The sequence below is a fragment of the Gemmatimonadaceae bacterium genome, assembly GCA_035533755.1.
In the GTDB taxonomy this organism is placed as follows: domain Bacteria; phylum Gemmatimonadota; class Gemmatimonadetes; order Gemmatimonadales; family Gemmatimonadaceae; genus JAGWRI01.
Genome location: DATLTC010000096.1, coordinates 61615 through 87560, shown reverse-complemented (window position 1 = coordinate 87560; position 25946 = coordinate 61615). Strand labels below are relative to the sequence as shown.

Genomic DNA, 25946 nt, shown 5'->3' with positions numbered 1-25946 from the left:
GCATCTACTCCGCCGATCTCATCGACGCGCTGCGGGCCGAAGGGCACGCGATCGTCGTGGGCGCGGCGGGGGAGAACCTCACGGTGCGCGGCGTGCCCTGGGCGGCGATGACGCCGGGCGCTCGGTTCCGGGCCGGCACCGTGGAAGCGGAGGTCACGAGCTACGCCAATCCGTGCGGCAATCTGCGTGCCTGGTTTGCCGGCGAGGACATCGCGCGGGTGTCGCAGAAGCTGCACCCCGGGTGGAGCCGGGTGTACGCGCGGGTGCTGCGGGGCGGGGTGATCGCGGCGGGAGACCCGTTCGTGCTCCTGGCACCGTAGCGCCGCGGGCGGTCCGGCACGCGTTGGTGGCGCGCGCCGCGATTCGGTATGTCGGGGCTCCGGGCCAGGCGGTATCTTGACGCACGCCCATGCGGAACTCGTTCAGAGACATCTGGAATGCGGTGCGCGCGCTCGTCAGGCTGCGCCCATTCATCCCGTTGACGCCGTGGTCTTCCGCCATCCTCGTGTTCACGATGGGGCTGACGACGGTGATGGAAGTCACCGCGGTGGGACTGCTGGCGCAACTGCTCAACCTCGTGCTGGGCACGGGCACGGGTGGATCGCGGGTGGTGACGCTGGCGCTCCGGCTGGCGCCCGGGGCGCCGACGGTGACGCTGTCGATGATCTTCGCCGCCGCCGTGGTGCTGGCGATTGCGCTCAAGAACGCGTCGTCGTACGCCAACACCACCCTCCTGGCGCGCATCGAGCGGACCGCCACGGAGAACGTCCGGGGCGTGCTGTTCGCGCGTCTGCAGGAGGCGCCGCTCGAAGTATTCGAACAGCATTCGTCGGCGGCCCTCTCGACGCTGTTCGTGGAGGAGACGCGCCGCGCGATCGACTGCCTGACGGTCGTGATGGGACTGGCGCAGACCGTGGGGACGGCGGCGCTGTTCTTCGTCGGACTGGTGTGGATCTCGCCATTCCTGGCCGGCGCGACGCTGATCGCCGGCGCGGCCGTGGGGCTCCTGGTGTCGGGGCTGTACCGGCACTTCGCGCGTCTGGGCGGAGAGCTGACGGCGGCGAACCTGGGACTGGCCCGCGGGGCGTCGGAGGCGTTCAACGGCGTGCGCGTGGTGCGGGTGACGAATGCGCAGGACGTCATGCGCGACCGGTTCGGCGGGGTCAGCGGCGTGCAGGCGGCCACCGAGGAGCGTTTCCGGCGCGCGACGGCGCTGTTGCTGCCCGTGGTGGAGACGGGGTCGATCGTGGTGGCGATGGCCCTGCTCATCGGCGCCTTCGCGTTGCTGGTGACTCCGGGCCATATGTCGCAGGCCAAGCTGACGGCATTCGGGCTCATCCTGCTGCGGCTGGTGCCGTTGGTGAATCGGTTCTTCGGAACGCAGGCGCAGCTGCTGTATCTCTCTGGCAGCACGCGGGAGATCGCGCGCTGGCTCGACACGCCGAGATTCCCGGCGCGCGCGTTCGGCGCGCAGCGCTTCGAGGCCATCCGTGAGGGCCTGTCCGTGCGCGACCTATCGTATCGGTACCGTCCGGACCATGGGGCATTGGAGGGCGTGTCGTTCGACATGCCGTCGGGGGCGACGGTGGCTCTGGTGGGACGGTCGGGCAGCGGCAAGACCACGCTCGCGACGCTCCTGATGCGTCTCCGGGAGCCGAGTGGAGGGAGCGTGTACGTGGACGGCGTGGACTACTGGACGTTCTCGGCGGAGAGTTGGCACACGCACGTTGCGCTGGTGGAGCAGGAGCCGTTCCTGTTCAACGACACGCTCGGCGCCAACGTGGCGTTCGGATGGCCGCAGGCGACCACGGAGGACATCGAGTTCGCGCTGCACGTGGCGCATCTGGACGATTTCCTGGAGTCGCTCCCCGACCGGTTGGACACCGCGATCGGGGAGCGCGGCGTGATGTTGTCGGGCGGCCAGCGGCAACGGTTGTCGATCGCGCGCGCGATCGTGCGCAATCCGCGGTTCCTGATCCTGGATGAGGCGACGTCGAATCTGGACACGGTATCGGAAGAGCTCGTGCGGGCGGCGCTCGTGGCGGCGACGCGGGGGCGCACGACGCTCGTGATCGCGCACCGGCTGTCGACCGTGCGCCGCGCCGATCGCATCGTGGTGCTGGATGGCGGCCGCGTGGCCGAGATCGGGACGTGGGACGAGTTGGCGGCGGCGAACGGGGCGTTCGCGGAATTGCTGCGGAGCGGATTCGGGGGCGGCGGCGAGGGCTCCGAGGCGCTCGCGCTCTCTCCGTAACGCGGGCCCGGCAGGGTTTCGCCGGGGTGCGCTTGACTGGCGGATCACGTTCCGGGCAGTCTTCAGCCGTGAACAGCTTCGGTGATTTCCTGGACACGCCTCCCGGCGCCGCGGACTTCGGTCTGGGACCGGCGGACGACGCGGTGGACGCGCAGGCGGCGATGGACGCGCTGGGCGACGGTGTGGCGGTGGTGGACGCCGAGTGGCGGCTGCGCTACATGAACGCGTCGTGGGAGCGCATTCTCGGCGTGCAACGCGCCGCGGGGCTCGGCCAGGACTTCTGGGCCCTGTATCCGGGGTTCACCGTGGAGCCCGGCGCGGCGATGATCCGGACGTCGCTCGCCGACGGGGCCACGCGGCGGTTCGACCTCGAGACCGACGTGGGCGGCGAATTGCGGGCCTACGGGGTGCGCGTCGCTCGCGACCGGACCGGCTGCCTGGTGATTGCCGTGTCGCGCGCCTTCGCCATGCTGCGGAGCGCGCGGGACAAGGCGCTCGAGGAGCGCAACGAGGAAAACGAGTCGTTGCGCGGGTTGGCGCGGCAGATGTCCGAAGTGGCCGATTCCGACGCGCTGCTGTCGCTGCTGTGCGACGCGGCGGCCATCCAGTGCCACGGCCACGGCGCGGCGGTGTTGCGCACCACGGAGACCGAGGCCGAGATCGTGTCGGCGGTGGGCATCGCCACGCAGGTGACCGGGCTCAGGTTCTCGCTCGCCGGTTCGCTGGCGCAGGAAGCGATCAACTCACGCGAAGTGGCGATGGTGGAGGACTTCGGCCAGTCCGACCGGCCGCGGGCCAGGCTGCTCTCTCGCGCCGACGTGGGCCCGATGCTCATGGCGCCGCTGATCGCGCACGATCGAGTGCTCGGGACGCTGGCCGTGATGCGCGACGTGCGGTCGGTGCCGTTCACGACGCGCGAGGCGCAGCGGCTGCGGGTGATCGCGGATCACGCGGCGCTGGCGCTGTGGAAGCAGCAGCTGTACGAGCAGGCGCAGGCCGGCGACGCCGCCAAGGGGCGGTTCCTGACCACGATCTCGCACGAACTGCGCACGCCGCTCACGGCCCTCACCGGCTACGAGGAACTCCTGTCGGATCAGGTGATGGGACCGCTCTCCGACACGCAGTTGGACGTGCTCGCGCGGATGCGGGCGGTGACGGAGCATCTGGCGTCGATGATCGAGGAAGTGCTGGCGTACGCGAGTCTGGAGGCTGGTGGAGAGGTGGTGCGGCCCACGGATTTCCTGGCCGGCGACCTGATCGTGGCGGCGGCGGCCGTGACGGAGCCGCTGGCGCGCCGCAAGCAGATCACGGTGGCCTGCGAGTCGTCGGTGGAGCCCATCCGCATGACGAGCGACGTGGACAAGGCGCGCCAGGTGCTGGTGAACCTCACCGGGAACGCGGTGAAGTTCACCGACCAGGGGGAGGTGCGGCTCTCCGTGCGGCGGGACGCCGACGAGGTGCGGTTCAGCGTGCAGGACACCGGCATCGGGATCTCGGCCGACGACCTCAACCGTCTGTTCCAGCCGTTCGCGCAGCTCGAGACCGGGCTCACCCGCCGCTTCGGAGGCACGGGCCTGGGACTCTATATCTCGCGCCGGCTGGCCGGCCTGCTGGGCGGGCGGATCGACGTCGAATCCACGCCCGGGGTGGGCTCGACGTTCACGCTGGTGCTGCCCCGTGAAGCTCCCGCCTGGCCCGCCTGATCTCCTCACGTCGGAGTTCCGGGGCTGATTAGATTTTCGGGCATGAGCGGGCTTCCCATTTCCAGCGTATTCAACGACGGCTACATCGCCGAAGCCTATGAGGCGTACCGGCGCGACCCGGCGTTGGTGGATGAGTCGTGGCGCCAGTATTTCCGGTTCGCGGAATCGCTGAGCGGCATCGCGCCCGCGGCGGGTGGGGCGGCCGGGGGCCAGGACGCCGAACTTCTCCACAAGGCCGCCGGCGCGGGCGCCCTCGTGGCCGCCATCCGCCGGTACGGCCACTACGCCGTCCCGATCGATCCTCTGGGCACGCCGCCGCACGGCGCGGCCGAGCTGACGCCGGAGTATCACGGGATCACCGAGGCGGACCTGCGGGACGTGCCGGGTTCGGCGCTGGGCGAGAGCGAGGGCACGGCGGCCGAGGCGGTGGCGAAGCGCCGCGCCTGGTACTGCGGCGGCCTCGCGTACGAATTCGTGCACGTGAGCGACGAGCACGAGCGGCTGTGGATTCGCCAGCAGATCGAACGCGGCACGTTCACGACACCGCTCACGGCCGAGGAGAAGAAGGCGCTGCTGGGCCGGCTCACCGAGGTGGACGGGTTCGAGCGCTTCCTCGGCCTGGCGTTCGTGAACGCGAAGCGGTTCTCGATCGAGGGCGTGGACGCGCTGGTTCCGATGATCGACGAAGCGATCGCGTGCGGGGCGGGGAGCGGCGCGCGCACCGTGGTGCTCGGCCTGGCGCATCGCGGCCGGCTGAACGTGCTGCGGCACGTGATGGGCAAGCCGGCGCGGGATCTGTTCGCCGAATTCGCCGGCGAGCGGGTGTCGCCCGACCCCAACCGATCGGGCGACGTGAAGTACCACCTGGGCTACCGGTCGGAGCGCGAGTTCGGCGGCGCGACGGTGGCCCTGGAGCTGGTGCCGAATCCCAGCCATCTGGAGCTGGTGAATCCGGTGATGGTGGGCGTGGCGCGGGCGCTGCAGCGCGGGGCCAGCAACCGGAGCGAGCGCGACGAGCGCTCGGTGCTGCCGATCTGCGTGCACGGCGACGCCGCATTCCCCGGCGAAGGCGTGGTGGCGGAAACCTTCAACCTCGCCCTGCTGGACGGCTACCGGGTGGGGGGCACGCTGCACATCATCACCAACAATCAGGTGGGCTTCACCACCGATCCGATCGACGCGCGGTCCACGCATTACGCGAGCGATCTGGCCAAGGGCTTTGAAGTGCCGATCGTGCACGTGAACGCCGACGACATCGAAGCGTGCATCCAGGCGATTCGCCTGGCGATGATGTACCGCGACCGGTTCCACAAGGACTTCCTGATCGACCTCGTGGGCTACCGCCGGCACGGCCACAACGAAGCGGACCAGCCGGCGTTCACGCAGCCGCGGATGTACGAGATCATCAAGACGCACCCCACGGCGCGCGAGGTGTGGGGCGCGCGCCTGGTGCGCGAGCGCGTGGTGAGCGAGTCCGACGTGGTGGCGATGGACAAGGCGCTGGCCGACGGGCTGGGCGAGATCTTCAAGGACGTGAAGGCAAAGAAGGAAGCGACGATGGCGTCGGTGGCCGAGTCGCACCCGCCGCGGCTGGAGGATCCGGACACGGCGGTGAAGACCGAGCACCTGGCGGGGCTGAACGAGGAGATGCTCTCGTGGCCGGCGTCGTTCAAGCTGCACCCGACGTTGCAGCGCACGCTGGCGCGGCGTCGCGACGGCCTGCACGCGGGCGGCATCGACTGGGGGCACGCCGAGGCGCTCGCGTTCGCCTCGCTGCTCGTGGCCGGCACCGGCGTGCGGCTCACCGGACAGGACGCCGAACGCGGCACGTTCTCGCACCGGCAGGCGGTGTTGCACGACGTGGAGACCGGCGAGACGTATACGCCGCTCGCCCATCTGTCCCAGGGCAAGGCGCCGTTCGAGATCCACAACAGCCCGCTGTCGGAGATGGCGGTGATGGGTTTCGAGTACGGATTCAGCGTCGTGGCGCCTGCGGATCTCACGCTCTGGGAAGCGCAGTACGGCGACTTCGCCAACGTGGCCCAGCCGATCGTGGACCAGTTCCTGTCGGCGGGCCACTCCAAATGGGGGCAGGACTCGGGGCTGATCCTGTTGCTGCCGCACGGCTACGAGGGGCAGGGACCGGAGCACTCGAGCGCGCGGCTGGAGCGGTATCTGCAACTCACGGCCGAAGAGAATCTGTCGGTGGCGTATCCGTCCACGCCGGCGCAGTACTTCCACATCCTGCGGCGGCAGGCGGCGCGCCGGGTGCGGCGTCCGCTGGTGTTGATGCAGCCCAAGTCGCTGCTGCGCCTGGCGGCGGCGCTGTCGACGCTCGAGGAGTTGGGGGCCGCGCGGTTCCTCCCCGTGCTCGATGACCCGGCCGCGGCGGCGCACCGCGCCGGCGTGCGGCGCGTGGTGTTCTGCACCGGCAAGATCTACTATGACATGCTCGACGCCCGCGCGAAGGCGGGTGGGGAGCCTGGCGTGGCGCTGGTACGCGTGGAAGAATTGGCTCCGTGGCCGCACGATGCCATCGGGGCCGTGGTGGATGCGTATCCGAACGTGGAGGACGTGGTGTGGGCGCAGGAAGAGCCGCGCAACATGGGCGCGTGGACCTACGTGTCGCCGCGCCTGCGGGCGTCCACGGGGACGCAGCTCCCGGTGCGGTACGTGGGGCGTCCGGAACGCGCGAGTCCCGCCGAGGGTTATCCGTCCATGCACGCGGAGGAGCAGGCCCGCATCGTGAGCGACGCGCTCACCCTGGCGCCGGCCGGCACGCCGCGTCGCAAGGCCGCGAAGGTCTAGCCGTAGGGGGCGCGCCGTCGGCGCGCGTTCCGAGTGACAATTCCACAAACCGGTGAGCGTCGCGTGCGAACTCGGTCCCTTGTTCTCGTCGCAGCACTCGTTCTCGCGCCGCGGATCCTGATCGGTCAGGAGCGCGGCGCCGCCGCGTTGGGCGAGGCCGTGGGCGGCCTGGGCGTCTCGGTGCGCGTCCTCATGATCGGGGCGCATCCCGACGACGAGGATACGCAGTTGATCACCTACCTTGCCAAGGGGCGCCACATCGAGACGGCGTACCTGTCGCTCACGCGGGGCGACGGCGGGCAGAATCTGATCGGTAACGAACTGGGGCCGCTGCTGGGCATGATCCGCACGCAGGAACTGCTCGCGGCGCGGCGCATCGACGGCGGCCGCCAGTACTTCACGCGGGCGTACGACTTCGGGTTCTCGAAGACGGCCGCCGAAACGTTCAAACACTGGCCCAGCGATTCGATCCTCCGCGACATGATCAGCGTGATCCGGGCGTACCGCCCGCAGGTGGTCATCTCGGTATGGTCGGGCACGCCGCGCGACGGGCACGGCCACCACCAGGTGTCGGGCATCCTGTCGCGCGAGGCGTTCGACCTCGCGGGCGACACGGTGCGCTATCCGCGCTCGGCCACCAATGGCATGGGGGCGTGGACGCCGACGGTGTTCTACCGGTCGGCGCGGGTGTTCGGCCGCGGCGCAGATCAGCCGATGCCCGGCACGCTGCCGATCGACGTCGGGGCGTACGACGTGCTCGAGGGCCGCACCTACGCCGCGATCGCCGCCGAGAGTCGGTCGCAGCATCGCTCGCAGGGGCAGGGGAATCTGGCGCCGCTGGAGCCGCGGCTGGATCACGTGCGGCTGGAGGTGGCGCTGCCGCCGGCGTCGAGCCGCGACACGACGTCGTTGTTCGCGGGGATGGACACGAGCTTCGCGCGATTCGCGGCGCTCCCGCTGCCGCCCGCGGCTCGCGCCGCCGTGGATTCGCTGGACGGCGCGGGCGTCGAGATCGCGCGCCATCTGCACCTGATCGACCCGTCGAGCGCGGTGGCGCCGATCGCCCACTACCTCGATCTGGCGCAGCGGGCCGCGGCCGGCGCGCGCGGGTGCGCGGCGGCGGGGATGCCGGTGCCGGTGTGCGCTGGCGCCATGGGCGACTTCGCGACGACGATGGACGAGCAGGTGCGGCGCGCCAAGCGGGCGCTGCTGCTCGCGGCGGGCGTGCAGCTGCTCGCCACGTCGCCAAGGGAAGTGATCGCGATCGGCGACCGCGCGCCGATCACGATCAGCGTCGTGAACCATGGGCGCGCGCCGGTGGCGTACCTGGGGCGCGACAGCAGCGGCACGTACGTGGGGCCGGCCCCGCAGGCGGTGGCACCCGAAGCGCTGTGGGAGCAGACCTACGACCAGACGATGGCCGGCGAGCCGACGATGCCGTGGTGGCTGCGATATCCGCTGGCCGGCGACATGTTCAGCCTGCGCCCGCCGGGCGACCTCCGCGGCACCCCGGTGCCGCAACTGCTCGAAGGCGAGGACCGCGTGCGGAGTTCCGGCGTACGGGTGGGCCTCGAGATCGCGGGCGTGCACTTCACGTACGAGATCTCACCCATCGTGCGCCGGTTCGCCGATCCGGCGCGTGGCGAGGTGGAGCGGCCGATCGCGCTCGCCCCGGCGATCACGGTGCTGTTCGACCGCGAGGTGGAATACGCGCGCGCCAACACCGCGCTCGACCGCCGCGAGCACCTGGTCGTGCGGTCGGACGCGTCGCATGAACGGCGCGTGACGGTCACGCTGGCGCTGCCGGCCGGCCTCACCGCCGACAGCGCCACCCGCACGTTGACGCTGGCGCCGGGTGAGGACGCCAACCTCTACTTCCGCCTGCGCGGCACGCTCCGGCCCGGCGCGCACGCGATCTCGGCGTCGGCCGCGAGCGACGGCCAGACGTTCACGTTGGGGTACGTGCCCGTGGAGTACGAGCACATCCAGCCGCAGCGCTACTACCGGCAGGCGGCGGTGGAGCTGCAGGCCGTGGACGTGAACTACGCGCGCGGGATGGCGATCGCGTACATCCCCGGGGTGGGCGACAACGTGGAGCCGATGCTCGACCAGCTCGGACTGCGCGTGACCACGGTGGCGCCCGACGCGCTGCCGGAGACCGATCTCTCGAAATTCGCCGCGGTGGTGGTGGGCGCGCGGGCGTTCGACGCGAGCGACGCCCTGCGGGCGAACAACGGCCGGCTGCTGAAGTACGCGCGGAACGGCGGCACGCTGGTGGAGCAGTACGAACAGGTGGTGCGACCGGGGCAGCTTCCATATCCGATCACGCTGTCGCGTCCGGCCGACCGCGTGACCGAGGAGGACGCCCCGGTGACGATCCTCGATCCCGCGTCGCCGATTCTCAACACGCCGAACAGGATCACGGCATCGGACTTCGACCACTGGGTGCAGGAGCGGTCGTCGTACATGCCGCACACGTTCGACGATCACTACCATGCGATCCTGTCGATGCACGACACCGGCGAGCCGCCCAACGACGCGGGGATCCTCGTGGCGCCGCTCGGCAGGGGCACGTTCGTCTACGCCACGCTGTCGTTCTTCCGCCAGCTGCCGGCCGGGAACCCGGGGGCGGCCCGGCTGTTCGTGAACATCCTGTCGGCCAACCAGCGCGCGGCCGTGGGCGGGCGGAAGTCCGCGCTGCCGACGCCGTGAGGGGAGCGATGCGGGGGAAATTCCGGGGAATGGCCGGCCTCGCCGCGGGGCTGCTGCTGGCGGCCTGCGCGCACGACTCGCGCACGCCGCTCGTGGTGTACTCGCCGCACGGCAAGGATCTGCTGCAATACTACGCCGACGCCTTCGAGGCCGTGCATCCCGACGTGGACGTGCAGTGGGTGGACATGGGATCGCAGGACGTGCTCGACCGCCTGCGCTCGGAGAAGGCCAACCCGCAGGCCGACGTCTGGTTCGGCGCGCCGTCGGAGACGTTCGCGCGCGGCGCGAGCGAAGGGCTGCTGGAACCGTACAAGCCCACCTGGGCCGCCGACGTGCCGGCCGACGCGCGCGATCCGCACGATCTGTGGTACGGCACGTATCTCACCCCCGAGGTGATCGCCTACAACTCCAAGGCCGTGTCCGCGGCGGACGCGCCCAAGGATTGGGACGACGTGCTCGATCCCAAATGGAAGGGCAAGGTGCTCATCCGCGATCCGATCGCCTCGGGATCGATGCGCGCGATCTTCGCGTCGATCGTCGCGCGGTCGATCGCCCAGACCGGGTCGGAGCAGGCGGGGTGGGACTGGCTGCGCCGGCTCGACGGGCAGACGAGCGAGTACACGCTCAACCCGACGCTGCTCTACCAGAAACTGGGGCGGCAGGAGGGGCTGATCAGCCTCTGGGACATGCCCGACATCGCGCTGCTCAAGCAGAAGTCGGAGTTCCCCCTGGCGTACGTGATTCCGTCGAGCGGCACGCCGCAGATCGTGGACGCGATCGCGATCGTGCGCGGGAGCAAGCATCCGGAGCTGGCCCGCGCGTTCTACGAATTCGTGACCACGCCCAAGGCGCTGATCGCCGCCGCCGACCGATTCGTCCGCATTCCGGTGCGCACCGACCTCGACCCCGACTCGCTGCCCGATTGGATCCGCCAAGCGCGCGCGCAGATCAAGCCGATGCAGCTCGATCGCCAGATGCTGGTGGACAGCACGGACACGTGGATGAAGTACTGGGACGCGAACATCCGCAACAGCCGGCGCGGCAAGTGAGCGACGCGAGCGGACTGCGCCTGATCGGGGTGTCGCGCCGCTACGAGGGAACGGGGCGCGGCGTGGAGGAGCTGTCGCTCGACGTGCGGGCCGGCGAGTTGCTGGCGCTCATCGGCGCGTCGGGGTCGGGCAAGACCACCACGCTGCGCATGATCGCCGGCTACGAACCGCCGGACGGCGGGCGGATCGCGCTGGTCGACGCCGCCGGCGCCGAGCGCGACATCACGCGCGAGCCGCCGCAGCGCCGCGGGTTCGGCATGGTGTTCCAGCACTACGCCCTGTTCCCGCACATGCCGGTGCTGGAGAACGTCGCGTTCGGGCTCGAGGCGCGGGGCGTGTCGAGGGCCGAGCGCCGGCAGCGCGCCGCCCAGGCGCTGGCGGGCGTGGGGCTGGCGGATTACGGATCGCGTGCCGTGCAGGCGTTGTCGGGCGGGGAACAGCAGCGCGTGGCGCTGGCGCGCGCGCTGGTGATCGAGCCCCACGTGCTGCTGCTCGACGAGCCGCTGTCCAATCTCGATCCCATGCTGCGCCAGACCACGCGCGACGAGTTGCGCGAGATGCTGCACCGGCTCCGCATCACCGTGGTGTTCGTGACCCACGATCAGGAGGATGCGTTCGCGGTGGCCGACCGGGTGGCGATGCTGTGCGCGGGGCGGCTCGAGCAGGTGGGGACGCCGGAAGCGCTGTACCACGCGCCAGCCTCCCATGTCGTGGCCCGGTTCGTGGGCCGCGGGGCGCTGGCGCCGGCGCGCGCCGAGGGCGACGCGGCGCTGGTGACGATCGGCGGCGTGACCCAGCGGGCGCCGCTCGGGGCGGCGGCGGCCGGCGCCCCGCAGGTGGCGGTGCTCCGCCCCGAGACGCTGGCCGTGGTGGACGCCACCGAACCCGACGCCTGGCGGGGCACGGTGCAGACCCGGCGGTTCGCCGGTGATCACTTCGTGTACCGCGTGGGCAACATCGCCGGCGCCTCCGAGCCCCTCGAGGTGATGGCGGATCACGGCCGCGTGGCCGAGGGCGACGCGGTGGGGGTGCGCCTGCGGCCGCATCCGATCGCGCTCGTGGCCGCGCCCGGGGCGCGGTGAGCAAGCGGTACACGGGGCTCGCTCTCGCCATCCTGGCGCTCCTGCTGTGGAGCGTCGTGTATCCCAACGTGTCGGTGGTGGCGGGCAGCTTCGCGCACGGGCTCAGGGATTGGCGGGCGTTCCTCAGCAGCCCGGCCGATCACGAGGCGCTCACGAACACGCTCATCATCTCGGTGGCGTCGGTGATGGCGTCGCTCGCGATCGGTGTTCCTCTGGCGTTCCTGCTCACGCGGTTCGAGTTCCGGGGCCGCCGGCTGCTGAGCGTGTTCGCCACGCTCCCGGCGGCGCTGCCGCCGCTCGTGGGCGTGATCGCGTTCCTGTTCCTGTACGGCGAGAGCGGCGTGGTCACGCGCGGCGTGCAGCAGCTGTTCGGGCTCTCGCGTCCGCCGTGGACGCTCACCGGCGTGTGGGCGATCGTGTTCGTGCACGCCTACACGATGTACGTGTACGTATTCCTGTTCGTCTCGGCGGGGCTGGAGCGGTACGACTCGTCGCTCGACGAAGCGGCCACGGGCCTCGGGGCGTCGTCGGCGCTCACCCTGCGCCGGGTCACGCTGCCGCTGCTCACGCCGGCGATCGTCGGCTCGATGCTGCTCGTGTTCATGAGCGCGCTCGGGTCGTTCTCGGCGCCGTACGTGTTCGGGGGCGGCACGCGCGTGCTGAGCACGCAGATCCTGGTGTCCAAGCTCAACGACTCGATGGGCATGGCCTACGTCGAGACCTCGGTGCTGGCGCTGACGGCGGTGGCGGCGTTGTTCGCGCTGCGGTGGATCGAGCGCCGCCGGGACTACGCGATGGCGGGGAAAGGGCGAGCGACGCGCATCGTGGTGCAATCGCGGGGCTGGCGGGTGGCGGCGCCGATCATCGCCGCCATGGCCGTGACGTTCCTGGTCCTGCCCCATGCGATGGTCGTGCTGGTGTCGTTCGCGCGGGACGGCACGTGGACCACGCAGGTGCTGCCGCCGCAGTACACGCTCGACAACTTCCGCCACCTGGCCACCGATCCCGACCTGATGCAGCCGATCACGAACAGCGTGAGCATGGCGGCCATCGCCACCGCGGCGAACGTGGTTTTCGGGCTGCTCGCCGCGTACCTGCTGGTGCTCACGCGGGCGCCCGGGAAGAAGCTGCTGGGGCTGCTCGTGGCCTTGCCGTGGGCGATTCCCGCCACGGCGATCGCGCTCGGGTTGTCGGCGACGTTCGACCGCAACTCCCTGGCCTCGGCGCGCATGCTGCTCGTGGGCACGTTCTGGATCCTGCCGTTCGCGTATTTCATCCGCAACATCCCGCTCGTCACCAACGCCGTGGAAGGCTCGCTGCGGCAGATGGACCCGACCATCGAGGACGCGGCGCGCGGGCTCGGGGCGTCGTGGTGGCTGGCCATGCGGCGCGTGGTGCTGCCGGCGGCGCGGCCGGGCCTCGTGGCCGGCGCCATGCTGGCGTCGGTGGCGGCGGTCGGGGAATTCGTGGCGAGCATCGTGCTGTACACGCACGCCAACCGGCCCATCTCCATGGAGATCCTGTCGCAACTGCGCGGGCTCTCGTTCGGCACCGCGGCGGCGTACAGCGTGCTGCTCATCGCGCTCGTGCTGGCGATCACGACCGGCGCCCGGTGGGCGGAAGCGAGGATGGCGTGACGAACACCGCGCGCATGCGTTCGAGCACGTGTCGCTCGGGGTGGGGGCGGCCATGCTCGCCGCCCATCGGCGTCCGGGCGGATTGACATTGCGCCGGCCCCTCACTCACTTGAGGGGAGCGTGCGACGCGCGATGCCTGCGCGATCGACGCCGCCCATCTCCTCCAGCATGAGAACGCGCCGCCCGTGAACTCAGAGCCCGCCGCCGGTCTGGGGAACACGCCGACCGCCCGTTTCGAAGCGCTGTTCGAAGCGATCGCGCACGCCATCGCCGTCTTCAACGGCGAGCTCGAGTTGGTGAGCGCCAATCCGCTCTATCGCGAGCTCACCGGGCTGGACGCCGACGCCGCCACCGGGCGCTCGGTGTACGACGCCTTTCCCAACGCGCTCGCCGACCTCACCGACCAGATCGACTCGGCGGTGCGCGGCACGCCGGTCATCGCCTATCCGGTCACCTTCCAGCGCCCCGATGGCCGCCGCGTGGTGGAGGTGACGTTCGTGCCAATCACCGCCGCGTCGGGGCGACAGGGCCTGATCTTCGCCGGCAACGATATCACCGAACGCGAGGAACTGCGCCAGGACCTGGCCCGCAGCATCGCCCAGCTCGAGACGATCTTCGACGTCATACCAGATTCCGTGCGCGTGGTGGACGCCGACGGCAACACGCGGCGCACCAACACGCAGGCCCAGCTCGACCACGCCCCCAACACGCCGAGCACGCTGCGCGAACTCTGGCAGCTGGACCGCCCGCGCACGCTGGATGGCACCAGTCTGTTCGTGCACGAGCATCCCACGGCCCGCGCCCTGCGCGGCGAACGCGTGCGCGGCGAACGGCTCGAGGTGCGACGCGGCCCCGACGGCGCGATCGTGATCGACGTCAACGCCAATCCGTTGTACGACGAGCAGGGGCGCATTCGCGGCGCGGTGACGGTGGAGCGCGACGTCACCTTCCGCACCCAGCTCCAGCAACAGCTCGAGGAGGAGGCCCGACGCACCGCCGAGCTGTACGAGCGGGTGTCCACCGAAGCCGAGCGCCTGGAACGCATGGTGCAGGAGCGCACGCGGGAGTTGCTCGCGCTGCAGGACGCGCGGGCCCGGGAACGGCGCCTGACGGCGGTCGGCCAGCTGGCGGCCGGCGTCATGCACGACGTGAACAACGCGCTCAATCCGATCATGGCGGCGGCGTACCTGCTGGAGACCAACGCCGAGAATCCGGCCGCCGTGCGCGACTATGCGGTGCGCATCGCCAAGGCCGCCGAGACGGGCGCCGCGACGGCGGCGCGCGTGGGCCGGTTCATCCGACAGGAACCCATGAAGGGCGAGCGCGAGGAAGCGATCGACCTCTCCGCGGTGTGCGACGAGGTGGTGGCCATGACCCGCCCGCTGTGGGCCGAGCGGGCGCGCGGCGGGCTGGTCCAGCTGGAGCGCGAGCTCGCGCCGGGCGCCATGATCCGCGGCATTGCCGGCGAGATCCGCGAGGCGCTGCTCAATCTGATCCAGAACGCGCTCGACGCCATGCACGGCGGCGGCACGCTCGGCATCGTCACCCGCGTGGCCGATGGCGAGGTGATCGTCGAGGTGCGCGACACCGGCACCGGCATGTCGGACGAGGTGCGCGAGCGTGCCTTCGAGCCCTTCTTCACCACCAAGGGGCAGGGCGGCACCGGCCTCGGCCTCGCCGAGGTCTACGGCATCGCCAAGCGGCACCGCGGCCGCGCCGAGATCGATTCGGTGCTCGGCCGCGGCACGACGCTGCGGCTCGTGTTCCCGTTGGCCGTGGATCGTCCCCCGGCCGGCGCGGCGGAGCCGATCCACCGCCGGGCGCCGCGCCGCGTGCTTCTGGTGGAAGACCACGCGGACAGCCGCGAGTTCATGCAGGCGCTGCTCGAGAGCGACGGGCATACCGTGCAGGCCGTGACCTGCGTGGCCGAGGCGATGGACAAACTCGGCGACGCCGCCGAAACGCCCTACGACGTGCTGGTCACCGATATCGGGCTGCCCGACGGCAGCGGATGGGACCTCATCGCCCATGCGCGGGGGCGGTGGGCCAATCTCCGGATCGGCGTGGTCACAGGGTGGGAACCCCGTGGCGCCACGGCGGCTACGGACTTTCTGCTCCGGAAGCCGGTCAGAACGTCCGACCTGCTCGCGCAGGTCGCCGCGGCCACGCTAGCGCAGTAAGCGGGTGCGCACCTAACTTTGTCTCTATGACCGACGGCCCGCCGCAGATCCGGATCCTCGTCGCGGAAGACGACAGCAACGCGAGATCGCTGCTCGTGGAGCTGCTGTCGGCGCTCGGCCACATCGTGGTCGCCGAGGTCGGCACGGGACGTGAAGCGCAGGAACGCGCGCTCGAGCTGGTGCCCGACGTGGTGCTGCTCGACGTCCACATGCCCGACGGATCGGGCATCGAAGCCGCGGAAGTGATCACGCACACCACGCCCGGCGTAGCGGTGGTGCTGTTCAGCGGCGATCAGGCACTCACGCTCTCGGACCACGACGTGACGGCCACGGCCGCGATCGCGTTCCTGCCCAAGCCGGCCCCGCCGCGCGTGCTCGATTCCACGATCCGCCTGGCGGCCACGCGCGCCAAGGAACTGGCCTCGGCGCGCAAGGACGCCGACAGCGCGCGGCAGGCGCTGGAGAACCGCAAGATGATCGAGCGTGCCAAGGGCATCCTCATGCGGCGGACGGGATCGTCGGAGCAGGAAGCGTATCGCATCCTGCAGCGCACGAGCCAGGATCGGTCGGTGCCGATGGTCGAGATCGCCAAGGCCGTCCTGGCCAGCGAACCCGGCGCGAGCGAACACTAGGCAGCAGCCCTAGCTCCGGATCACCACCTCGGGCGCACGCGGCTTGACGTACTGCTCCATCCCCAATCCCAGAAAGATCGTCGCGGCCGCCAGGGCCGCCGACACGAGGAACGGGAGTTCGATCACCCGGTCGAACATCCAGCCGGCGAGCACGGGGAAGATCACGCGCGCCATCCCGCCGAACGTCTGCTGCACGCCCATGTACAATCCGCGCTCGTGGTCCGGCGTCACACGCGACAACATCGCGGTGACGCACGGGAAGGTGAACGCGGTGCCCAGCGGGACGAGGGCCACGGCGATGGCCAGCGGGATGTACGGGATGAGCTCCACCAGCCCCGGCGGCAGCAGGCCCCCGAACAGCGACGCCACGGCGTGTGGGTTGGCCAGCCGGTGCGTGAACGGCATGATCGTCAATCCCAGCGCCAGCAGCACGGCGCCCAGGCGTGACAGGCGCGGTTCGCCGAACCGGTCCACGGCGCGACCCAGCACGAAGGCGCGGGTGACCACCGAGATGACGCCGATGTACATGAAGAAATAGCCGATCGTCCTCGCGGTCACGCCGAATCGCGCGGCGAGGAAGAGCGCGAGGATGGCCGTGACGCCCTGGAACGCGCCCATGCCCAGCGCGTAGATCCAGATCAGGCGCGACGCCGGCTCGCCCGAATGCGTGATCACACGCAGCATGGCCTCGCGCGAGCGCCCCTTGGCGTGGGGGCGCGCGCGGGCTTCGACCATGTCCCGCGATTCGTGCAGATAGCGCGAGGCGAACAGGATGTTGGCCAGGCACAGCGCGGCCGCGGCGAGTCCCGGCGCGTGACCCCCGACGCCGAGGCTGAGCGAGCCGAGCACCGGTCCGATGGCGACGCCGGCATTGGTGGCGGCCGAGAGCAGGCCCAGGCTCCTGGCGCGGTCCTCGGGTTTGGTGGCGTCGGCCACGTAAGCCTGGACGACGCTCACCGTGCCGCCGCCCGCCCCCTGCACGATGCGCGACAGGAAGAGCAGCCACAGCGATGTCGCGTAGCCGAAGATCACGTACGCGATGGCCGATGCCGTGAGTCCCACCAGCAGCGCGGGCCGCCGGCCGTGGCGATCGGAGAGGCGCCCCCAGTACGGCGCGCTGATCAACTGCGCCACCGCGTACGACGACACGAGCAATCCCACCATGAGGCCGCTCGCGCCGAGCGACTTGGCGTAGAACGGGAGCAGCGGAACGATCATCAACAGCCCCACCATGTCGATGAACGCCGTCACCATGAGCACCGCGAGACGGCCGATGGGGCGGTCTCGTGGTGGAGTGGGGGGCGTGGCGGTGGCGGCGGAGGCGAGCATCAGACGTCGTGGATTAGGGTGACGTAATCAAGCAGCGTCCGGCCGCCATGACAAACGCCCCCGATGTCAGGATCTCACCAAGTCGAGCGCCGCCTACTCGTTCGTCTTGCCGAGGGCGGCCGGCGGAACGGCGCGGCCCACCACGCCCGCGAGAGCGACGATGGTGAGCACGTAGGGAATCATCTCCACGAACTGCGCCGGCACGAATGCCACGCCCTGCAGGCGGATCTGGAAGGTCTCCGCAGCCGCGAACAACAGGCAGGCGAGGGCGATCCGCGGCGGATCCCAGCGGCCGAAGATGATCGCGGCCAGGGCGATGAACCCGCGCCCCGCGGTCATCTGGTCGCTGAACTGGTGCTGGTCGAGGGTCAGGTAGGCGCCGCCGAGTCCGGCGATCGCGCCAGAAATGGCCACGGCCAGCCACTGCACCCGCGCCACCGGCACTCCCACCGAGAGCGCCGCCCCAGGGTGCTCGCCCACGGCGCGCACCCGCAAGCCGAACGGCGTGCGGTACAGCACCCAGGCCACGGCGGGGATGCTCAGGGCGCCGAGCCAGATCAGGGGATTGTGCGCCAGCGCGCGGATCCCCGAGCCCGTCTCGGCCACCGAGAACCCGGGCACGCGCGGCGAGTTGGCCGAGCTGTGGAACAGCAGTTTGAGGAAGAACCGCGTGGCGCCGATGGCCAGCAGGTTGATGGCCACGCCCACCACCACCTGGTCGGCCTTGTAGCGAATGGAACAGAGCGCGTAGAGCAGCGCGAACGAGGCGCCGCCCGCCATGCCGGCCAGCACGCCGAACCACGGATTGTGGCCGAAGTAGCTCCCGATCGCCGCGCAGAAGGCGCCGGTGAGCATGTAGCCCTCGAGGCCGAGCGCGATGAGCCCGGAGCGCTCCGACAGCACGCCGCCCGCCGACGCGAAAAGATACGGAATGGAGATGCGGATGGTCTGCGCGAGAAAGGCGAGGAACATCATGCGTCGGGGCTCCTCCGCGCGCCGCGCAGCAGGCGCCGTACCTCGGGCACCGACGTGGCCACGGCGATGATCACCACGGCCTGCAGCACCTCGACCATCTGCTTGGGCACGAGGGCGTTCACGGCCAGTCCGCCCTGCGACAGCGTGCCGAACAGCAGCGCCGCCAGCACCACGCCCACCGGATTGTTCCGTCCCACGAGCGCCACGGCGATGCCGAGGAATCCGGCGCCGGTGCTGAACCCGTCCTCGTAGTAATGCTTGTAGCCGAGCACGAAGTTGAGCCCGCCGATGCCGGCCACAGCGCCCGAGATGAGCATGGCCCGCCACCAGACGCCCGGCACGTGCACGCCCCCGTACTCCGCCGCCTGCGGCTGGAGCCCCGCGGCGCGCAGTTCGTAGCCGGCGCGCGAGCGGAAGAGATACCACCACGCGATCGCGACCGCGATCAGCGCCAGGAGGATCACCACGTTGGCCGCCGAACCGTGGAACGCCGGGATCACCGCCGACAGCCGCGGCAGCGCGCCGCTGCGGATCTCGGCCGTGTGCAGCGTGTCGAATACCTTGAAGTGCGCCACCGTCAGGTAGTTGAGCAGCGCCAGCACGATGAAGTTGAGCATGATCGTGGTGATCACCTCGTGCGCGCCCCACCGGGATTTGAGCACGCCCGCCGCGCCGCCCACCACCCCGCCGCCCACCGCCGCGGCGAGCAGGAACAACGGCAGCACGACGAGGGCCGGAATGCCCGGCGGCAGCAGCGTGCCCACGACCGCGGCCACGAATCCGCCGGCCGCGAGCTGGCTCTCGGCGCCGATGTTGAACAGGCCGGCGCGAAGCCCGATCGCCACCGAGAGTCCGGTGAACGTGAGCGTGGTGGCCTTGTACAGCACCTGGCCGAGTCCGTAGGCGTTGCCCCAGGTGCCCTCGAACAGCAATCGGTACACGGCGCCCGGCGACTGGCCGTAGGTGAGGATCAGGATGTCGCCCACCAGCGCCGCGATGAGCAGCGCGACGATCGGCGGCAGCACGGCCTCTTCGAGCTGCGCGCGCAGCCGGGCGCGGCGCGCCCCGAGGGGCGCGGCCGCCGGAGCGGGCGTGGGGGAGGCGCTCATGCGGCCCGCCCCGAGGCGCCGGTCATGTAGGCCCCCAGCACGTCCTTGGTGGCGTCGGCTCGCGGCAGCACGGCGGCGAAGCGGCCGCCGTACATCACCGCGATCCGGTCGGAGAGCGCCAGGATTTCGGCCAGGTCGGCCGAGACGAGCAGCACCGCCTTGCCGGCGGCGCTCGCCTCGCGGAGCTGCGCGTGGATGAACTCGATGGCGCCGACGTCCACCCCGCGGGTGGGTTGGGCGGCGAGCAGCACGCTGAAGTCGCGCCCCATCTCGCGCGCGATCACGATCTTCTGCTGGTTGCCGCCCGACAGCGCCCGGGCCGGCGCCGTGGCGTCGGACGGCCGGATGTCGAACGTCGCGATCTGCCGCCGCGCGTTGTCGGCGATGCGCGCGGCGTCGAGCGCGCCGTGCCGCGCGAATCGGTGCTGCTGCCCCAGGATCAGGTTGTCGGCGATCGAGTAGTCGAGCACCAGGCCGCGCGTCTGGCGGTCTTCGGGAATGTGTGAGAGGCCGGCGTCGCTGCGCGCGCGCACCGTCCGGCGCGAGATGTCGTGGCCGTCGAGCAGGATGGCGCCCGACGCGATGGCGCGCAGGCCGGCGATCGCCTCCACCAGCTCGGTCTGCCCATTGCCCTCCACGCCCGCGACGCCGAGGATCTCGCCGGGCGCGATCGCGAAGCTCACGCCGTCCACGGCGTGCGCCTTGCGCGCGTCGGCCACCGTGAGTTCGCGCACCTCCAGGGCCACGCGGGCGTCGGCGCGCACCGTATGCACGGGCACGGGCGCCCCGCCGGCTCCGGTGAGCGCGACGTCGCGCCCCACCATCAGCCGCGCGAGCTCGGCGGGCGAGGTGAGGCGGGTGGCCACGCGTCCCACGGTCTGGCCCTGGCGCATCACGGTGACGGTGTCGGACACCTCCATCACCTCGTCGAGCTTGTGGGTGATGAGCACGATCGTGTCGCCGCCCTGGCGCATCTGGCGGAGCACGCGCCACAGGTCGTCCACTTCGCGGGGCGAGAGCACCGCCGTGGGCTCGTCGAGGATCAGGATGCGGGCGCCGCGGTAGAGCGTCTTCAGGATCTCCACCCGTTGGGCCTCCCCCACCGACAGATCACCGACCTTGCGATGGGGCGCCACCGCCAGCCCCGTGCGCGCGCTCAACTCCGACACCGCGCGCTCGGCGCCCGCCCGATCGAGTTGTCCGGCCGACGTGACCTCGCGCCCGAGGACGATGTTCTCGGCCACGGTGAGCGTGGGCACGAGCATGAAGTGCTGGTGCACCATGCCCACGCCGGCGTCGATGGCCTGCGCCGTGCTCCAGCCGGTCACGTCGCGGCCGTTCACCGCCACCGTGCCGGCGCTGGGCGCGTACATGCCGCTCAGCACCCGCATCAGCGTGGACTTGCCGGCGCCGTTCTCGCCGACGAGCGCGTGGATCTCGCCGCGCGCCACCTCGAGCGAGGCGGCGCGGTTGGCGCGCACGGGGCCGAACGACTTGTCGATGCCATGCAGCGAGACGGCGGGCGGGCTGGACGGGCCGGCCGCCGCCGGGCGAGGTTCGCCGGTCGGTTGGGTCATGGCGTGGTCGGCACCTTGATCTTGCCGGCGATGATGTCGGCCCTGATCTGTTCGAGGCGCGTGTGGACGCTATCGGGGATGAGCGCCTTGTTGTGCTCGTCGTAGACGTAGCGCACGCCGTTCTGGGCGAGGCCGAACGTGTAGATCCCGCCCTTGAACGTGCCGTCCTTCACGCGCTTGATCACGTCGAATACCGCGGCGTCCACGCCCTTGACCATGGACGTGAGCACGTGGCCCGGCGCTTCGGAGTATTGATCGGCGTCCACGCCGATCGCCAGCTTGTCGGTCTGCCGCGCGGCCTCGAACACGCCCAGCCCCGTGGAGCCCGAGGCGTGGAAGATGACGTTCACGCCGCTCTGGTACTGGGAGAGCGCCAGCTCCTTGCCCTTGCCCGGATTGCGGAAGGCGTCGGGCGTGACGCCGGCGTACTGCGCGATGACCTGGCAGTCGGGGCACACGTAGTGGACGCCCGCCGCGTAGCCCGCCTGGAATTTCTGGATGAGCGGCGAGTTCATGCCGCCCACGAACCCGAGCTTCTTCGAATGGCCGACCATCGCCGCCAGCGCGCCGACGAGGAACGATCCTTCCTCTTCGCGAAACTTGAGCGCCGCCAGATTGGGCGGCGGCTGGATGGGATTGCCCGCACTGTCGGTGGCGACCGAGAAGTCCACGCCGGCGAAGTCGGTGTTGGGGTATTCCCTGGCGAGCTGCGTGAGATCGTCGGTGAAGATGAACCCGATACCGATCACGAGCTTCATCCCTTCGGCGGCGAGGATGCGCAATCCGGCTTCGCGATCGGAACCGTCGCCGGGCTCGATGAACCGCACGTCCACGCCCAGCTCCTTCTCGGCGCGCTCGGCGCCCACGTAGGCGGCGTCGTTGAACGATTTGTCGCCGCGACCGCCGACGTCGAACACGATGCCGATGTTCACGGCATGGGGGTCGATCGTGGGCGAGGCGGCGCCGGCGGGGTGCACGAACAGCAACGCCACGTGAGCGGCGAGGAGCACGCCCACGAGGATGAGCAGCTTGCGCATGGGCTGAACAATCGTGCGCGCACGCGGGGTACCGCAAGGCTGGCCCCGGGGATTGATTCCATGCCATGGAGGAGCGCATCCGGACGCGGTTCGTGGTCGTGGGTAGCGGCGTCGCCGGCCTGCTCACCGCCTGGCGCGCGTCGCGGCACGGCGACGTGGTGCTGCTCACCAAGCGCTCGCTGTTCGACAGCGCCACGGCGTATGCGCAGGGCGGCATCGCGGCCGCGCTCGGGGCCGGGGATTCGCCGAGCCTCCACCGGCGCGATACGCTGGCCGCCGGCGCCGCCCTCTGCGACGCGGCGGCCGTCCAGGTGCTGGTCGAGGAAGGCCCGGAGCGGGTGCGCGAATTGCAGACCGCCGGCGCCGAATTCGACATCGGGCCCGAAGGGCGGCTCGTGCTGGGGCGCGAGGCCGCGCACTCCGCGTACCGCATCGTGCATGCGCACGGCGACCAGACCGGCGCCGAGGTGGCGCGCACCCTCATCCAACGGGTGCGCGAGACCAAGCGGGTGCGCGTGATCGAGCATGCGCGGGTGCTCGATTGCATCGTGTCCCGCGGCGCCGTGCTCGGGCTCCGGGCGAGCGTGCGCGGGCACGCCACGGAGATCGTGGCCGATGCCACCGTGCTCGCCGCCGGCGGCTGCGGGCAGGTGTATCGCTACACCACGAATCCCGTGGTCGCCACCGGCGACGGCTTCGCCATCGCCCATCGCGCCGGCGCCAGACTGGCCGACATGGAGTTCGTGCAGTTCCATCCGACGGCGCTCGATACGCCGGAGAATCCGCTGCAACTCATCTCCGAGGCGGTGCGCGGCGAGGGGGCCACCCTCGTCAACGACCGCGGCGTGCGATTCATGAAGACCAAGCACCCGCTGGCCGAACTCGCGCCGCGCGACGTCGTGGCCCGCGCGATCTTCCGCGAGCAGCGCGCCGGCCGTCGGGTGCTGCTGGATGCGCGGAAGCTCGGGCGATCGTTCGGCCAGCGATTCCCGGGGATCCTCGCCATCTGTCTCGCCCGCGGCATCGACCCGCGCAAGGACCGCATCCCGGTGACGCCGGCGGCGCACTACATGATGGGCGGCATCGTCACCGATCTGTACGGACAGTCGAGTCTGCGGCGGTTGTTCGCGTGCGGCGAGGTGTCGCGCACCGGCGTGCACGGCGCCAACCGGCTGGCGTCCAACTCCCTGCTCGAAGGGCTGGTGTTCGCCGAGCGGGTGGCGCGGCGGCTGGAGACGATCCCCAAACTCGCGCACCTGCCGCGCCACACGTCGTGGACGGTGCCCGTGCTGCATGATCGGGGCGCCGCGCAGGTGTCGGCCGATCTCGTGCGGATGATCATGTGGCAGTACGCCGGCATCGTGCGCACGGCCGCGGGGCTCCGGAGCGCGCAGGTGGCGCTGCGCGACCTCGAGTCGCGGTTGCCGGACGGGGCCACGGAGGAGGAGAACCTCGTCCAGACGGCGCGCCTCATCGTCGATGCGGCGCTGCAGCGACGCGAGTCGCGCGGTGGGCACTACCGGAGCGACTTCCCGCGCACCCGCGGCGCGTGGCGGGGACGGCACATCGAAGTCTAAACGTTCGTTTGAGTGCGACGCCCGCCGCTCGTCGGCCGGCGCGACTAATATCCGAGGCGTATGGCCACGAACACCCCACCCACCCGCGACGCCGGTTCCGCCGCGCTGCACGACGAGATCCGCGCCCTCGCCGCCACGCGCCACGCGGTGATCCTCGCCCACAACTACGAACGCCCCGAAGTGCAGGACGTGGCCCACTACGTGGGCGACTCGCTGGGGCTGTCGCGCGAAGCGGCCCGGACCGACGCCGACGTGATCATCTTCTGCGGCGTGCACTTCATGGCCGAGACGGCGGCCATCCTCTCGCCGGCCAAGACGGTGCTCCTGCCCGACCTGGCCGCGGGGTGCTCCCTGGCCGCCACGATCGACGCCGGGGAACTACGCGCCTGGAAGGACGAGCATCCGGAAGCGGTCGTGGTGGCATATGTAAATACTACTGCCGCCGTGAAGGCGGAGAGCGACTACTGCTGCACGTCGGGGAACGCGGTGGACGTGGTGAATGCGATCCCCGCCGACCGCGAGATCCTGTTTCTGCCCGACATGTTCCTGGGCGCCCACGTGCGGCGCATGACGGGCCGCGACAACATCCACGTGTGGATGGGCGAATGCCACGTGCACGCGGCCATCGACCCCGAGCACCTGGCGCTCCAGCGGGCCGCGCACCCGCACGCCGAGTTCCTGATCCATCCGGAGTGCGGCTGTTCGACGTCGGTGCTCGAAGCGCTATCGGCGGGCGACGTGGACGCCGACGGCGTGGAGATTCTCTCCACCGAGGGGATGATCCGCCGTCCCGCGCACTCGAGCGCCGACGAATTCATCGTCGCCACCGAAGTGGGCATCCTCCACCGGTTGCGCCGCGAATATCCCGGCAAGACGTTCTTCGCCGCCAACGAGCGGGCCTCGTGCGCGTACATGAAGGTGACCACGCTGCCCAAGGTGCTGCGCGCGCTGCAGCGCAACGAGCACCACATCACGGTCCCACCCGACATCGCGCGCCGCGCGCGCCGCGCCATCGAGCGCATGGTCTCGATCGGCGGCACGAGCGCCCTTGCCCCGGTGGGCGATCCCGGGGAGTAGCCAGATGCCGCCAGCGCCCAGACCACCCGGTACGCCGCGCACGATCACGCCGCTGTCGGCGCCGGCGGTTCGCGACATGGGGCACCTGACGTTCCCGCTGGACGGCGCGGCGCTGGACGGCCTGGTGCGCGCCGCGCTCGAGGAGGACGGCGCGTTCAACGACATCACGACGATCGCCACCGTGGTCACCGAACGCCGTGCCCGCGCGTCGCTGGTGGCCAGGCAGGCCGGCGTGATCGCCGGCGTGCCGCTGGCCGTGGAGGCGTTCCGGCTGCTCGACCCCAAGGTATCCATCCGCATCGACGCCGACGACGGCACCCGCGTGTCGTCCGGCGACACGGTGCTGTACATCACGGGACACGCGCGCTCCATGCTCGCCGCCGAACGGGTGGCGCTGAACTTCCTGCAACGGCTATCGGGCGTGGCCACGCTCACGGCGCGCTACGTGGACGCGGTGCACGGCACCCGGGCGCGCATTCTCGACACGCGCAAGACCACGCCCGGCTGGCGCCTACTCGAGAAGTACGCCGTGCGTGCCGGCGGCGGCACCAACCATCGGCTCGATCTCGCCAGCGCGGTGCTGATCAAGGACAACCACCTGGCGGCAGTGGACGGCGACGTCGGGCTGGCCGTGCGCCGCTGCCGCGAGATCGCCGCGCCCGGCACCCGCGTGGAAGTGGAGTGCGAGCGCCGCGATCAGGTGGAGGCGGCGGTGCGCGCCGGCGCCGACGTCGTGATGCTCGACAACATGCCCCTCGACGAACTCCGGGCGTGCGTGGCCCTCGTGGCGGGGCGCGTGCTCCTCGAGGCCAGCGGCGGCGTGACGCTCGACACGGTGCGCGAGATCGCCGAGACGGGAGTGGACTGGATCTCGGTGGGAGCGCTCACCCACTCCGTGCCGGCGCTCGATCTCTCGCTCGACGTCGAGTAGGCCGGCTCCGCCCGCCGGCGCTCAGAGGTCGGCGCAGCTCTTGTTGATCTGCCGGCAGTTGCCGCAGATGAGCTTGCACTTCACCCACGCGAGATCGGTGCTGCCGCAGTGATCGCACGTCTCCGCCGCCGGCGGTTCGGCCGGAGGCGGCGCGCCGGATGGGGCATGGGTCCTGGGAACGTCGGGGCCGGACATTGTCGGAATCATGTCCGTGGGTGCAGATTCGCACAACCGGTCCCACGACCTCAGCGGAGCACTCCCATTTCCGATCACGGGC

19 protein-coding genes are annotated in these 25946 nt (G+C 70.9%); 13 read left to right on the top strand and 6 right to left on the bottom strand.

Annotated features, from left to right (window positions below; translation table 11 throughout):
* The 10 genes from VNE60_13360 to VNE60_13315 all read left to right on the top strand — a co-directional run.
* A partial coding sequence (locus VNE60_13360) for an MOSC domain-containing protein (GenBank protein ID HVB32508.1) occupies positions 1-320 on the top strand: 320 nt, incomplete at its 5' end.
* A gap of 89 nt (positions 321-409) precedes the next feature.
* Complete coding sequence (locus tag VNE60_13355; GenBank protein ID HVB32507.1) at positions 410-2254, top strand: ABC transporter ATP-binding protein; 1845 nt, start codon at positions 410-412, stop codon at positions 2252-2254.
* Between the two features lie 68 nt (positions 2255-2322).
* On the top strand, positions 2323-3957 hold the full coding sequence (locus VNE60_13350; protein ID HVB32506.1) for an ATP-binding protein: 1635 nt from the start codon (positions 2323-2325) through the stop codon (positions 3955-3957).
* 42 nt (positions 3958-3999) lie between these two features.
* A complete protein-coding gene (locus VNE60_13345; protein ID HVB32505.1) occupies positions 4000-6765 on the top strand; it encodes a 2-oxoglutarate dehydrogenase E1 component in 2766 nt (921 codons plus the stop codon).
* A 63-nt stretch (positions 6766-6828) separates the two neighbouring features.
* Positions 6829-9477, top strand: coding sequence for a PIG-L family deacetylase (locus tag VNE60_13340; protein ID HVB32504.1), 2649 nt, complete (start codon positions 6829-6831; stop codon positions 9475-9477).
* Between the two features lie 29 nt (positions 9478-9506).
* The gene (locus tag VNE60_13335; GenBank protein HVB32503.1) at positions 9507-10526 is read left to right on the top strand and encodes an extracellular solute-binding protein; all 1020 of its coding nucleotides are present in this window, start codon (positions 9507-9509) and stop codon (positions 10524-10526) included.
* On the top strand, positions 10475-11608 hold the full coding sequence (locus tag VNE60_13330; protein ID HVB32502.1) for an ABC transporter ATP-binding protein: 1134 nt from the start codon (positions 10475-10477) through the stop codon (positions 11606-11608). The genes VNE60_13335 and VNE60_13330 overlap by 52 nt, the downstream gene beginning before the upstream one ends.
* A complete protein-coding gene (locus tag VNE60_13325) occupies positions 11605-13245 on the top strand; it encodes an iron ABC transporter permease (GenBank protein HVB32501.1) in 1641 nt (546 codons plus the stop codon). Before VNE60_13330 ends, VNE60_13325 begins: the two co-directional genes overlap by 4 nt.
* Before the next feature lie 185 nt (positions 13246-13430).
* The gene (locus tag VNE60_13320; protein HVB32500.1) at positions 13431-15425 is read left to right on the top strand and encodes a PAS domain-containing protein; all 1995 of its coding nucleotides are present in this window, start codon (positions 13431-13433) and stop codon (positions 15423-15425) included.
* Positions 15426-15451: 26 nt separating this feature from the next.
* A complete protein-coding gene (locus tag VNE60_13315) occupies positions 15452-16057 on the top strand; it encodes an ANTAR domain-containing protein (GenBank protein ID HVB32499.1) in 606 nt (201 codons plus the stop codon).
* 9 nt (positions 16058-16066) lie between these two features.
* Here the strand turns inward: VNE60_13315 and VNE60_13310 are convergent, their stop codons facing one another.
* From VNE60_13310 to VNE60_13290, 5 genes are all read right to left on the bottom strand, one after another.
* The gene (locus VNE60_13310) at positions 16067-17386 is read right to left on the bottom strand and encodes an MFS transporter (GenBank protein HVB32498.1); all 1320 of its coding nucleotides are present in this window, start codon (positions 17384-17386) and stop codon (positions 16067-16069) included.
* 93 nt (positions 17387-17479) lie between these two features.
* On the bottom strand, positions 17480-18361 hold the full coding sequence (locus tag VNE60_13305) for an ABC transporter permease (GenBank protein HVB32497.1): 882 nt from the start codon (positions 18359-18361) through the stop codon (positions 17480-17482).
* Positions 18358-19470, bottom strand: a complete 1113-nt coding sequence (locus VNE60_13300; GenBank protein ID HVB32496.1) for an ABC transporter permease — start codon at positions 19468-19470, stop codon at positions 18358-18360. The genes VNE60_13305 and VNE60_13300 overlap by 4 nt, the downstream gene beginning before the upstream one ends.
* Entirely contained in the window at positions 19467-21047 is a 1581-nt protein-coding gene (locus tag VNE60_13295) for an ABC transporter ATP-binding protein (GenBank protein HVB32495.1), read from the bottom strand. Before VNE60_13295 ends, VNE60_13300 begins: the two co-directional genes overlap by 4 nt.
* Complete coding sequence (locus VNE60_13290; GenBank protein ID HVB32494.1) at positions 21044-22084, bottom strand: BMP family ABC transporter substrate-binding protein; 1041 nt, start codon at positions 22082-22084, stop codon at positions 21044-21046. The genes VNE60_13295 and VNE60_13290 overlap by 4 nt, the downstream gene beginning before the upstream one ends.
* Positions 22085-22149: 65 nt before the next feature.
* Here VNE60_13290 and VNE60_13285 point away from each other — a divergent pair, with 65 nt between their 5' ends.
* Genes VNE60_13285 through nadC form a run of 3 tightly spaced genes read left to right on the top strand, consistent with a single transcriptional unit; the run spans position 22150 to position 25669 of the window.
* Positions 22150-23661: an L-aspartate oxidase gene (locus VNE60_13285; protein ID HVB32493.1), complete on the top strand. Its 1512-nt coding sequence runs from the start codon at positions 22150-22152 to the stop codon at positions 23659-23661.
* A 60-nt stretch (positions 23662-23721) separates the two neighbouring features.
* Entirely contained in the window at positions 23722-24738 is a 1017-nt protein-coding gene (nadA, locus tag VNE60_13280) for a quinolinate synthase NadA (protein ID HVB32492.1), read from the top strand.
* Between the two features lie 4 nt (positions 24739-24742).
* Complete coding sequence (gene nadC, locus VNE60_13275; protein HVB32491.1) at positions 24743-25669, top strand: carboxylating nicotinate-nucleotide diphosphorylase; 927 nt, start codon at positions 24743-24745, stop codon at positions 25667-25669.
* A gap of 21 nt (positions 25670-25690) precedes the next feature.
* Here the strand turns inward: nadC and VNE60_13270 are convergent, their stop codons facing one another.
* Positions 25691-25876 (bottom strand): hypothetical protein, encoded by a 186-nt coding sequence (locus tag VNE60_13270; GenBank protein ID HVB32490.1) that lies wholly within the window; start codon positions 25874-25876, stop codon positions 25691-25693.
* Between the last annotated feature and the right edge of the window lie 70 nt (positions 25877-25946).